The sequence below is a fragment of the Sporomusa rhizae genome, assembly GCF_041428845.1.
Lineage (GTDB): Bacteria > Bacillota > Negativicutes > Sporomusales > Sporomusaceae > Sporomusa > Sporomusa rhizae.
Genome location: NZ_CP156925.1, coordinates 2,078,616 through 2,090,483 on the forward strand (window position 1 = coordinate 2,078,616; position 11,868 = coordinate 2,090,483).

Below are 11,868 nucleotides of genomic sequence, written 5' to 3' on the forward strand. Positions count from 1 at the left end.
GGGATGAGTAAAGGATTGTTTGTTACGGCAACAGATACTGAGGTAGGCAAGACCTTTATCAGCGGCGCTATTACCGCTGCTTTACGGGAACGCGGGATAAAAATCGGTGTTGTTAAACCGGTAGCCTCAGGTTGTGTAACAGGGATAAATGGACAGCTAGTATCCGAAGATGCCAATTTTTTGATGGCGGCCGCCGGAATGGGGGAAGAACGGCGGCACGAGGTTAATCCGGTTTGTTTGGAACCGGCCCTGACACCGGCCGTAGCCGCCGAGGCGTGTGGCATAACTATTGATGTAGCCAAGCTTAACGGCGCTTGCCGGCACATGCTGGAGAACTCTGAAGTTACAGTGGTTGAAGGCGTTGGCGGTATTACTGCTCCTATCTGGCAGGATTATCTTGTTGCCGATATGATTGAGGAGCTGGGCTTACCGGCGGTGCTTGTTGTTAGACCCAATCTGGGAACGATTAATCACACGGTACTGACGGCAGCGTATGCTAAACAGCGGGGTATTAAGCTGGCCGGCATTATCGTTAACCGCTGGGATGAAGATAAAGTTACCCTATTAGAAACAAGTAATGTGGCATACATAGAACGTTTGACAGGATTACCGGTACTGGGGAAGTTTCCTTCGGTTCCGGTAGTGCAAGAGGACCAAGTGTCAATGCGTGAACTGGCTGGATTGGCAGAACAGCATTTAGCCATTGACCAGTTGCTACAAGGCATGAGAGGTGAGAAGTGATGCAGGATATAGAAGCGAAAGATAAACAGTATGTTTGGCACCCCTTTACTCAGATGCAGGAATGGGAGGCAAAACCGCAAAAAACGATTGCTGCTGCCAACGGGATCAAACTTATTGACACCGAAGGCAATGAATTCTATGACGGAGTGTCTTCCTTGTGGGTTAACATTCATGGCCATCGTAAGGCAGCAATTGATGAAGCCATTATTGAACAGCTTGGCAAGGTAGCGCACACTACCATGCTGGGATTAGCCAATATCCCGGCGACCGAACTGGCCGAACAGTTAGTTGAGATAACTCCGGCAGGATTAAATAAGGTATTTTACTCAGATGACGGTTCAACAGCCGTTGAAGTGGCGTTAAAAATGGCCTTTCAATACTGGCAGCATAAAGGAAAACCGGGCAAGCAGAAGTTTATTTCGCTAGAACAGGCTTATCATGGCGATACAGTCGGCACAGTGAGTGTTGGTGGTATCGATTTATTTCACCGCATATTTAAGCCACTGTTATTTACTCCGGTACAAATTCCGGCTCCGTCGTGCTATCATTGCCGGTTAGCATCAGACCCGGCAAGCTGCGGTATGCTATGCGTCAATAAATTGGAACAGGTATTGGCTGCGCATCATGAGGAAATTGCCGGTCTGGTTATTGAACCGTTAGTGCAGGCCGCGGCTGGAATGCTGATGTCCCCACCCGGATATTTGGCAAAAGTACGGGAGCTTACCCGCAAATATGATGTGCTTATGCTTGTCGATGAAGTGGCCACAGGCTTTGGCCGTACCGGCGAAATGTTTGCCTGTGAGCACGAAAACGTTACTCCAGATATGATGATGCTGTCCAAGGGTATAACCGGCGGCTATCTAGCGCTTGCAGCCACATTGACAACCGATGAAATCTATCAAGCCTTTTTAGGCGGTTATGCAGAGAAGAAGACTCTTTACCATGGTCATTCCTATACCGGCAATCCGCTGGCATGTGCGGCGGCGCTGGCCAATCTTAAGATATTCCGTGAAGAACAAGTAATTGCCGGGCTTGCCCCCAAAATAGCTGTTGTCGCCCAAAAGCTTGCTGAAATAAGGGAGCTTACGCATGTGGGCGAAGTACGGCAGCGTGGCTTGATTATCGGTATTGAATTAATGCTGGACAGAATAAAGAAAATTCCCTATCCGTGGGAACAGGCCGCCGGCGCCGGTGTGTGTCTGCAGGCCCGTAAATTAGGGCTGATTATCCGCCCTATCGGTGATGTTGTTGTCTTTATGCCGCCATTGGCCAGTACCGTGGGTGAGCTTGGAGAAATGATGGACATTATTGCCCGGGCAATTAAAGAGATTACGGAAGGCGGGCATGTTGATAACGACCTGCAGCCAACAGATTTATAAAGTAGACTGGCTTCAGGTGGAAGCTGTCAGGTTAGAGCGGGTTAGTTACAGGATAGTTAGTAGGCATTGACAAAACAGGAATGGTTTACTATACTATAACAAAAGAACCTTTAAGACGGTCCAGAGAGGCCGGCAAGGTACGCAATGATAGTCTCTTTACGCGACTTTGCAGCCTCTCGCTTATGCGGGAGGCTTTTATATTGTGTACCGGGGTAATCAAAGGAGGATTTCTCGATGTCCAGACGTATTATCCAGGTTGAAGACAAGCTTCCCTTGTACCAATCTATTCCGCTTAGCTTACAGCACTTATTTGCCATGTTTGGCGCAACGGTACTTGTTCCGTTCTTATTTAAAGTTAATCCGGCAACTTGCTTATTAATGAATGGTATCGGCACTCTTATCTATCTGTTTATTTGCAAAGGCCGAATCCCAGCCTATCTTGGTTCCAGTTTTGCCTTTATCTCGCCTGTCTTTCTCATTATGTCGCAATATGGTTATGCGGCAGCACAAAGCGGTTTTATTCTGTTCGGCCTGTGCTTCATCCTCATGTCACTTATCGTGAAAAAAGTAGGTGTCAAGTGGATTGACGTAGTATTTCCGCCTGCTGCCATGGGAGCTATTGTTGCGACCATCGGTCTGGAGTTAGCCCCGGCTGCAGTCAGCATGGCAGGCTTGTCCGGTGATATGATGCAGCAGCTAAACATCCCGGCGGACAAGGCAGTAATGGTATCAGTCTTCACGCTGGCAGTAACCATCGCGGGTTCCGTATTGTTTCGCGGTTTCTTCGCAGTCATCCCGGTGCTCATTGGTGTAGTTGCCGGTTATGTCATGTCCCTTTTCCTCGGAATTGTCGACCTAAACAGTGTAGCAAATGCTCCTTGGTTTCAAGTTCCTACAATATATGCTCCTGAATTTAACGTAAGTGCCATGGTGATCATCTTACCGGCAATGCTGGTAGTGCTGGCTGAACACATCAGCCACTTGGTTGTTACCGGAAATATTGTTGATCGCGACTTGATCAGAGAGCCTGGACTTCACCGCTCACTGTTTGCCGACGGTATCTCAAATGTCTTGTCAGGCTTTGTCGGCGCCACCCCCAATACCACATATGGCGAAAACATTGGTGTAATGGCAATTACCAAAGTATATAGTGTCTGGGTAATCGGCGGTGCGGCAACCTTCGCGATCGTTCTCTCCTTTGTAGGCAAGCTGGCCGCACTTATTCGCAGCATCCCGGTACCGGTTATGGGCGGGGTCTGTATCCTGCTGTTCGGGGTCATAGCGGCAGCCGGTATTCGCATGCTGGTTGAGAAAAAAGTAGATTACACGCAAGCTAAAAATCTGATCTTAACCTCTACAGTACTGATTCTTGGAATCAGCGGTGCAGCCGTCAAGCTGGGGGCCGTTGAGCTAAAAGGCATGGCATTGGGTACGGTAGTAGCGGTAGTTATCAGCCTGAGCTTTGAGATCTTCGGCAAAATGGGACTCTTAGCAGAGCAAGCGGCAGAGGTCGATGAATCATCTGTTAAGGCAAATGCCTAAACAGATATAGAAAAATAGCAGCGCCGCAAACGCGGCGCTGCTATTTTTCCAGTTCAGCATCCAGATATAGTTTGCCTGCTATTTTTATAGTAGCTTTAGCAGCGGTGCAATCGGCGATTAACTCACGCAATTGTTCTTCTTCGCCTTTGCGGACTAAGGCGGCAATTTTAACTACATCGGTAAATTCTTTATTTTCGATAGGATAATTATGAAGACGTAATTGATTCTCCATCGTTCCGAGCAAAGAATAATCAAGGGAGATGATCATCCTGGTGTGCAGTTGTTTTTCGATAATTACGGCCGCCTCCAGGCCGTCAGCGGCGGCTTTGGTATAGGCGCGAATTAGGCCGCCGGCGCCAAGCTTGATGCCGCCAAAGTAGCGGGTGACTACAATGACGGCATTCTTAACGCCGGATTTAAGTAGAACTTCTAAGATTGGTTTGCCGGCCGTGCCGCTGGGCTCACCATTGTCGTCAGCTTTTTGATATTGACCATGCTGGCCGATGACATAAGCCGAACAGTTATGATTGGCTTCCTTATGGCGTTTTTTTATTTCTTCAATAAACTGAGCAGCCGTTTCTTCGGTATCGGCAGGGGTTACATAGGCGATAAACAAAGATTTGTTAATCTCTAATCTAGCCTCACTTGGCTGTTTGACGGTACGATAAGCTGGTAGCATAAATACACCTCATGTTTTACTATACACTTGTTGCTGCCGAAGAGGTAGATGTTTTTTCATAATAAGACATAAGCCGTTCAAAATCAGCAGGGAGTGGAGCCGTTACGGTAACAGGCTGATTGGTCTCTAAGTGTTCAAAACTAACTGACACGGCATGCAGAGCTTGTCTGGATATAAGGGGCGAACGGCTGCCATACATACGGTCACCAAGCACGGGGTAGCCCAAATCAGCCAAATGCACGCGAATTTGATGGGTACGGCCGGTGTCCAAGGTTAGCTCTAAAAGTGTCGCATCGGGAAATTTACGGATTGTCCGATAATGGGTAACGGCTTGTTCTCCTTTCGAAGTAACGGCGCGCCGATTGGCTAAAGTAGGGTGAGCCCCAATGGGAGCATCGATAGTTCCAGAAGGTGCCTCAACTGTGCCTTTAACTAGGGCCCAATAAGTACGTTTGAGTCTCCTTGCTTGTAATTGCTGTTCCAGCAGGGATTGGCTATGAGCGTCTTTTGCGAAGATTACGCAGCCGGAGGTATCTCTGTCTAACCGATGGACAGGCCGAATGGTACTTATGATGCTACGTTCGGCGAAATGGTGTGCCAGAAAATTCGCTAATGTACCCCCGGTAGTTTGTCCAGTAGGATGGACAAGTTGAAAGGGTGGCTTACTTAAGACCAGCAGGTGGTTATCTTCGTATAGGATTTCAATTGCTCCCGGTTCAGGCTGTACGCCGTAGGAGCAATCCTCAAAAACTAACACCCGCAAACTGTCATTTACTCTAAGCTGTCTTTGTAGAAAGGCCGGCTTGCCATTTATAAAAAGACCTTTTTGCCGGGTCAGCTTTTGTATTTTTCGTCCGGAATAATGAAGAATCTGTTTGAGATAATTTTCTATAGTAAGGCCGGAATATTCTTGTGAGATTTTGTGCGTTTGAAATGATTTCAACACAAAGCCTTCTTTCCTTATTGTTATATAAATGTTATGATAATACAAAAGCATCTTTAAAGCAAAGTAAGATAGGAAAAAAGGTATTTTTCTGGTGATTTATGGATAGAGTAAAAATAACTCGTTTTAGGAGTTGTTTTTTTTCTGGCCAAATTTGCTGACGCAAATATAAATAGATCACGAGATACTTTATAAGGAGGACAGTTAGTGAGTGAAATATCTGTAGGAATTTTAGGATTAGGCTCCTATGTTCCTGAAAAAGTTATTACGAATTATGATTTGGAAAAAGTGATGGACACATCGCATCAATGGATTGTAGAACGAACCGGTATCCACGAGCGGCGTAATGTAACAGAGGGGCAGGCAACTTCAGATTTAGCAGCTAAAGCTGCTGAAAAAGCGCTTGCGGATGCAGGAATCGGCCCTGAAGAAATTGATTTAATCATAGTTGGAACAGTTACTCCTGATATGTTTTTTCCATCAGTGGCCTGTCTTGTTCAAGATAGGATAAAAGCCTACAATGCGGCGGCTTTTGATCTTACCGCCGTTTGCTCAGGGTTTATTTATGGACTTGTTACTGCAAGTGCCTTTATAAAGAATGGGACATACCGCAAAATATTGGTCATCGGCGCAGAAACGTTGTCTACCATCACCGACAAAGAGGATAGGAATACAGCCATTTTGTTTGGTGACGGAGCCGGTGCAGTTGTGCTAGGTGAGACTGAACCGGGCTATGGTATTCTTGGCTTTGATTTGGGGGCGGAAGGTACCGGCGGCGATCTTCTGAAGGTGCCTGCGGGAGGAACACGCCAACCTGTTACCGCTGAGACTATTGCCAATAAACTTCACTTTATCCAGATGAACGGTAATGAAGTTTTTAAATTTGCCATAAAGGTAATGGGGGAAACGGTTAAGAAAGCACTAGCCGCCGCGCAGCTTACTCCCCAGGATATAACCTGTCTTGTTCCACATCAGGCCAATTTGCGAATTATCCAGTCGGCAGCAAATCGTCTGGGGCTTCCCATGGACAAGGTTGTGGTTAATGTTGATAAATACGGCAATACCTCAGCGGCATCAGTTCCCATTGCACTGGATGAAGGCGTTAAAAACGGCCGGATAAAAAAAGATGATGTAATTGCGCTGGCCGGTTTTGGCGGGGGACTGACCTGGGGCGCAGCTATTATTAGGTGGTTTTAGCCAAGCTGTAGATAGAAATATTTTAAATGCAAAGGTCTGGTTCCTGTGTTTCGCAGGAGCCGGACTTTTTTTTATCCTGATGGAAAGTATAACTTTCGCCTGGATAAGGGCAACATCGACTTCCGCTTTCGCCAAAGGCTCGGCGCAAGCCAACTCCATATCATAACAAAGAAAAAAGCTGGTTTCTTAGACCAGAGCGGGCCAAGAAATCAGCTGAACACATTTAATATTGAATTTGTTAGGGGAGACGGAGCTATTGGAAGTGGTGTTAATAACTCCGTCTCTTTGTACTTGTCGAGAACAATAATTCTATCCGGCAAGAGTATTGATTTTTTGATATGCTTTAAGTTCGGTGTAAAGGTCGCCAAGATAAGGATTTTTTCCTGTCTTAGCTGCTTTGTAAATCATATAGACAAATACGAATATATTTGAAAGCAACGCCGCGAAACTCCAGGCAAACAAAGGAGCAGGATCGTAACTGGATGCAACAGCGAAAGCTCCTTTATCAATAAACGCAGGGAATGTTTGTGCAAACATGCACCATAACGCCAGCGTATGTGCACGATGCTGCAACCAGGCTCCTTTGCCAACAGTAAATGCACAGATTGTTGGAGCTAAGAGCAATGCAAAGCCGCAGTACCAGGCATGACCCGGTAAACAGTTATAGGTATAGGCAAAATTCCAAAGGTCGTAGGCTATTATCCAGAACCATAACATGTCAGGCCATAACATGTCCATACTTCCATCTTCTTTGGTCTTTTTCCGTATACAGATTCCCATCCATCCAGTGATGGTTATGATATTTAAAATACCGGCAATGCCATTCATGAAATTCCATGAGCCGCCAAGAACATACATGGCTTCATCTGCTAACATTCCACCGCCGGCATATTGAAGACCAACCTCAAAATCTCGGGCTACTGCTTCTGCGATATTGATAGCAAGAATTAAAGGCGGAAAACATAGCGCCCACTTTTTCTCTGACAATTTCCATTCTTTACCGGTTGATTTGTTTTTCCCCGTAATGTGCCTGATACACCAAAAACCAAGACAACCAGCCGTAGAAGAATACACTTTAGCTAAATGGAACCAATCTGTATATGTTGTATCTTTTAATGCGGTAAACCACAATATTGAAAGCAGTATTGGCAAAATAGCAAAACAGAAAAAACCAATATACTTCGATCTCCGGGTTATTTCATTTAAGCCAAAGAGTGCAACAAAAACGAGTGTCCAGACACCCCATACACTTAGTAATGATGCACCTTGGGCATAGTTGAAAGTAAACATCCACAAACCTCCTTAATATGAAAAATTTAGCTTCTGGTATGTTCATTATAAGTCTTGTGGAATATTCTTCAATAGACAGATAACGCAATATGTCAGAATCGCGCATTAGTTCTAAAAATTATATTTTTTGTTTTTTGCAAAGCCAGCCACTGAGCGAGGAATGCTTCCCGATATCATTACCAGAAGTTTACTAAGAATAATTTGTGGATCTTCTTTCATTCCTGCAATTACCCAATCTATAATTAGCCCATTAAAAACACGTCTGTAAAAATTAACGATGAAGATTTGATCTTCATCCGATATTTTTACTTCCATTCTTTCAATACATTCTGTAACCACATTGTGAAGCAGTTTATTCGAAAGATTAGTAAAATAGGTATTGGCTTCAGACCGGTACGAAGAATGGTAAATGTGTAAAATCATTCTCGAATTTTTCTTCAAATAATTCATAGTAGCCAGAAACCCGCCTTTCCAGGTTTCGAAGGTTCTATTTTGGGCAATTTCTGCAGATAATTCTTCTGATACTATGAATTTGAAGATATCCATAATATCTGTAAAGTGATAGTAAAAGGTCTGTCTGTTTACATCGCAATACTCACAAATTTCTTTTATGGTAATTTTGTCTAAAGGGCGCTTATTCAATAATTCCTTAAATGAATTAATTATTGCAGTTTTAGCAGAATGCTTCATAGGTATTTCCTCCTTTAAAGATGGGTACGCTCTCGGTTTCCTGTAAGCATTTATAGATTAAGACTTTACATATTAGACTTATGTAATGCAAAAACGGTGCCAGTATATAAAAAAATAGATAATTCTTTAGTAAATTATCTATTTTCACTCCGCCATAATCATTTTTTATAGCATTAGCAACCCATATTTTTTCAATCTCCGATAAAATGTACGAAGTGGCATACCAAGATAGTCAGCCGCTTTAGTCCTATTATTATGGCAAATCTTTAGCGCCCTCACAATATCTCTACGTTCGTCATAGATGCACTCATCCTGGCTTTCTATATTTTGCAAGAAGTGTGAGATCTGAGCTGAGTGATCGCTAGATTCCGCTTCAGCGGCAAAATCGCCTAAATAGCGGCGAAGCTCTTGTTCGCTAATCTCCAGATCGTCGCTGGTGCTAATAATTCCTTCTAGCATATTCCTTAATTCCCTCACATTTCCCGGCCAGGGATAGTTTTTGAAAAAGGCGGCAGCACTATTTGACAAGTTCACGACGGGTTTGCCTAGTCGGGCACAGATTTGGGTAATGAAGTGTTTTGCAAGTATCATAATATCGTTTTCGCGGCTACGCAGTGGGGGGATATAAATTCGTATGATGCCCAAACGGTAGAACAAATCCTCCCGAAACAGGCCATTTGCGATTTTTTTTATCAAATTTTTATTAGTAGCGGCGATAATGCGTACATTTACATCGACAACCACGTTGCCTCCTACCTTGCGAAAACTTTTTTCCTCAAGTACCCGCAGTAAGACAGCCTGCAGATCTAATGGCATATCGCCGATTTCATCCAGAAAAAGCGTACCGTTGTCAGCAAGCTCAAATTTACCTAAGGCCCCTTCTTTTTTTGCACCGGTAAACGCGCCGTTTTCATAACCAAATAGTTCACACGCAATAAGATCTTTAGAAAAGGATGCGCAGTTAATTGCAATAAAAGGTTTTTTAGATCGGTCGCTGTTGTTATGAATTGCCTGGGCAATAACATCTTTACCAACACCACTTTCACCAAGAAGCAGAATATTGCTATCAGTGAGTGCGGCGGTTTTGCAGCGCCGGATAATTGTCTGCATGGCTTCACTTTGGCCAATAATATTTTCAAAACCATAGCGTGCGATGTTGCTGGAATACTGAGAAATCAATTTATTAATGCGTTTGATAGAAGTGATATAAAGAAGCGTAGCATGCATATGAAATTTTGTTTGCCTGATGGGGGCGGCGCTAACGTTGATATCGACAGATTTTCCGTTCACGTTCAAATGGATGTTTTTATCGGCAATTTTTGAGTCCGTATTAATAATATTCCAAAAAGACTTGTTGGTGGGCGTATTAGGGATAATGTTATCAAGTTTTTCATAATAATAATCCCTCGAAGGCAGCCCAAATATTTTAATAACTTCGTCGCTCATGATCAAAATATGAACTTGTCCGTTGAAGCGGTCCACACTTAACATACCGCAGTTATCCGACATGTTACCGAATAAACTTGCTGCTCCGAACCAGAATAGCTGCAGTTCGATTGCCCGCGCTAGTGTAATTGTCCAAGCCAGCATATTGTCGCTTGAACTATCTTTGGGTATAGCCAATGCAATTCCGCCATAAAGATCACCATTTTCAAGTCTAATCGGTGCAAAAAAGTAGGCTCCATTTATTAAAAAGCGGGAAAAGTTTTTTTCGCCGATCAACGATGCCGCGATCTCATGCTGGATACCCAACGAGAATGGGTTAGTTCCTATGGTCTTTTCCGACCAGCGGGTTGCAATTTTGATATGATTATCGGCTGCCCATGTTTGAAATCGTTCTTTGCCATAAAGTCGTAACAAGCAGCCTGATTGATCGAACAATATCAAACCGTACCCATTATTGATATAACGTTGCTCCAGTGGTTCTAGAACATTGTTGGCGCAGACACACAGCCTCTGTCTTTCTATTTGGATTCGTTTGAATTCCTGCGATGAAATTTCTTTAGGCAGTGCGTTCGTATAATCTAAGTTGTAGGAAATACTCCTTTCCCAGCTTTGCCGAGTAAGGTCGTCCAGTTCCTGCCGCGCGTTAGAATCAATGTGCATGCGCATCCATTTATCCATAGAATTATTTTGGGTTTTCACGGAATATTCTCCTCCCAACAGTGTTCATTTACTATGGTTTTAGTAAGTTTGTCTAGAAATCAGTTGTAGAACCGGGCTAAAATTAGCCGCGGATTGAAACGATTGTTGTCTTTTTGTTGCTAATATCCACCTATACTATCAATTTATGGAATATATTCATTTTGAGATTACTATAAAATGGTTAATAATTCAAGGTAGTTTTGATTATTCAGATTACAATAGTAAATGCAATTAACTCCCGACATGGATTCGTTTGGCATGATGTGGCACGGTATGGCGCATAGTAAGCCATAAGTGGCATAGTATGGCAAGCTCTTGGCTTGTGGCAATAGAATAAAGGCAAAAATAAAAAAACTATTTTTGCAGGTTACGAAAGTTCTGTAACTGCGAAAATAGTTTTTTTGTTTAGTTTGAAAAAATATAATTCTCACCGGATTGAAAGGCAATACCCCGAAAGGGATAAAGTAGGCTGCTGACAGTGCGATTCATTAAACATCTTATCGCCATCTAAAATGGCATGAATTTTGCAGTAGCTAAAGTTGCTTCTGGTAAATATTAGAAAGGAGGGCGCTATTGAAAAAAATATGATGTATCCAATTATCGATGCAAGGGCAATTACAAGCTTTACGCATTAACTGATTTTAGGAAGGTTAATATGGTTTTATGTATGAACGACATTAAAAAGTTAATCATTGATCACGCAAAATATAGGTTTGACCGGTTCGGCTACAAGAAAACGACAATGGATGAAATAAGCAGAGACTGCCGTATTTCCAAAAAAACAATTTATTCCTATTTCAAAGACAAGGAACATTTGTTTTACTGTCTGTTATTGTACGAAAGCCGGACAGCAAAGAATCATATTTTGGCTAAAATCAGAGAATTTGATGACCCGGTCGAACAACTGAAAATTTTAATTAAAACCACGGTGGAATATTTTAACCAAAATCGGTTTCTCGTTAGGTTTTTAAATGATGATCATGCTTTATTTCCTAGCGTTTTGCAAAAAAAATATCGTCAAGAAGTGGAAGAATCCCTAATTCCATTAATCGCAGAAATCCTTATTCAGGGAAAGAAGAACGGGAAAATCCGCGATGTTGATACCGTTAGTATAGCCTGTGTTATTTTGAAGATGTTTCTATACTGCATGCAGACACGCGATTTAGAAGAAGACAAAGAGCCCCTGGGATATTCTGTCAAGGTTTTAATTGATTTGCTTACGCAAGGGCTGCTTCAAAACGAAAGTATATCAACATAAAGTA

Annotated in this window: 10 protein-coding genes; 5 read left to right on the forward strand and 5 right to left on the reverse strand. The window is 43.2% G+C overall.

Features of this window, described 5'->3' with window-relative positions:
* Positions 1–3: 3 nt before the first annotated feature.
* The 3 genes from bioD to uraA all read left to right on the forward strand — a co-directional run bounded on the left by bioD (position 4) and on the right by uraA (position 3,662).
* Positions 4–741 carry a dethiobiotin synthase gene (bioD, locus tag SRRS_RS09485; protein WP_371368251.1) on the forward strand — a complete coding sequence of 246 codons (738 nt, stop codon included), beginning with the start codon at positions 4–6 and terminating at the stop codon, positions 739–741.
* Positions 741–2,120 carry an adenosylmethionine--8-amino-7-oxononanoate transaminase gene (gene bioA / locus SRRS_RS09490; protein WP_371369781.1) on the forward strand — a complete coding sequence of 460 codons (1,380 nt, stop codon included), beginning with the start codon at positions 741–743 and terminating at the stop codon, positions 2,118–2,120. The genes bioD and bioA overlap by 1 nt, the downstream gene beginning before the upstream one ends.
* A gap of 234 nt (positions 2,121–2,354) precedes the next feature.
* A complete protein-coding gene (uraA, locus tag SRRS_RS09495; protein ID WP_371368252.1) occupies positions 2,355–3,662 on the forward strand; it encodes a uracil permease in 1,308 nt (435 codons plus the stop codon).
* 40 nt (positions 3,663–3,702) lie between these two features.
* Here uraA and SRRS_RS09500 read toward each other — a convergent pair whose 3' ends face one another.
* Entirely contained in the window at positions 3,703–4,341 is a 639-nt protein-coding gene (locus SRRS_RS09500; protein WP_371368254.1) for a YigZ family protein, read from the reverse strand.
* 19 nt (positions 4,342–4,360) lie between these two features.
* The gene (locus SRRS_RS09505; RefSeq protein WP_371368256.1) at positions 4,361–5,284 is read right to left on the reverse strand and encodes an RluA family pseudouridine synthase; all 924 of its coding nucleotides are present in this window, start codon (positions 5,282–5,284) and stop codon (positions 4,361–4,363) included.
* Positions 5,285–5,491: 207 nt separating this feature from the next.
* Between SRRS_RS09505 and SRRS_RS09510 the strand changes: the two genes are divergently transcribed.
* Positions 5,492–6,481, forward strand: coding sequence for a beta-ketoacyl-ACP synthase III (locus SRRS_RS09510; RefSeq protein WP_371368258.1), 990 nt, complete (start codon positions 5,492–5,494; stop codon positions 6,479–6,481).
* Positions 6,482–6,790: 309 nt separating this feature from the next.
* On the opposite strand, the gene SRRS_RS09515 is transcribed toward SRRS_RS09510, so the two are convergent.
* From SRRS_RS09515 to SRRS_RS09525, 3 genes are all read right to left on the reverse strand, one after another.
* The gene (locus SRRS_RS09515) at positions 6,791–7,771 is read right to left on the reverse strand and encodes a DUF5692 family protein (protein ID WP_371368259.1); all 981 of its coding nucleotides are present in this window, start codon (positions 7,769–7,771) and stop codon (positions 6,791–6,793) included.
* Positions 7,772–7,882: 111 nt separating this feature from the next.
* Positions 7,883–8,461 carry a TetR/AcrR family transcriptional regulator gene (locus tag SRRS_RS09520; RefSeq protein WP_371368261.1) on the reverse strand — a complete coding sequence of 193 codons (579 nt, stop codon included), beginning with the start codon at positions 8,459–8,461 and terminating at the stop codon, positions 7,883–7,885.
* Positions 8,462–8,626: 165 nt separating this feature from the next.
* Positions 8,627–10,606 (reverse strand): sigma-54 interaction domain-containing protein, encoded by a 1,980-nt coding sequence (locus SRRS_RS09525; protein WP_371368263.1) that lies wholly within the window; start codon positions 10,604–10,606, stop codon positions 8,627–8,629.
* A gap of 655 nt (positions 10,607–11,261) precedes the next feature.
* Between SRRS_RS09525 and SRRS_RS09530 the strand changes: the two genes are divergently transcribed.
* Entirely contained in the window at positions 11,262–11,864 is a 603-nt protein-coding gene (locus SRRS_RS09530; protein ID WP_371368265.1) for a TetR family transcriptional regulator, read from the forward strand.
* Positions 11,865–11,868: the final 4 nt, after the last annotated feature.

Excerpts from the sequence above, each read along its gene's own strand:
- bioD (WP_371368251.1), top strand. The coding sequence starts at position 4 with ATGAGTAAAGGATTGTTTGTTACGGCAACAGATACTGAGGTAGGCAAG.
- bioA (WP_371369781.1), top strand. The coding sequence starts at position 741 with ATGCAGGATATAGAAGCGAAAGATAAACAGTATGTTTGGCACCCCTTT.
- uraA (WP_371368252.1), top strand. The coding sequence starts at position 2,355 with ATGTCCAGACGTATTATCCAGGTTGAAGACAAGCTTCCCTTGTACCAA.
- SRRS_RS09500 (WP_371368254.1), bottom strand. The coding sequence starts at position 4,341 with ATGCTACCAGCTTATCGTACCGTCAAACAGCCAAGTGAGGCTAGATTA.
- SRRS_RS09515 (WP_371368259.1), bottom strand. The coding sequence starts at position 7,771 with ATGTTTACTTTCAACTATGCCCAAGGTGCATCATTACTAAGTGTATGG.
- SRRS_RS09520 (WP_371368261.1), bottom strand. The coding sequence starts at position 8,461 with ATGAAGCATTCTGCTAAAACTGCAATAATTAATTCATTTAAGGAATTA.
- SRRS_RS09530 (WP_371368265.1), top strand. The coding sequence starts at position 11,262 with ATGGTTTTATGTATGAACGACATTAAAAAGTTAATCATTGATCACGCA.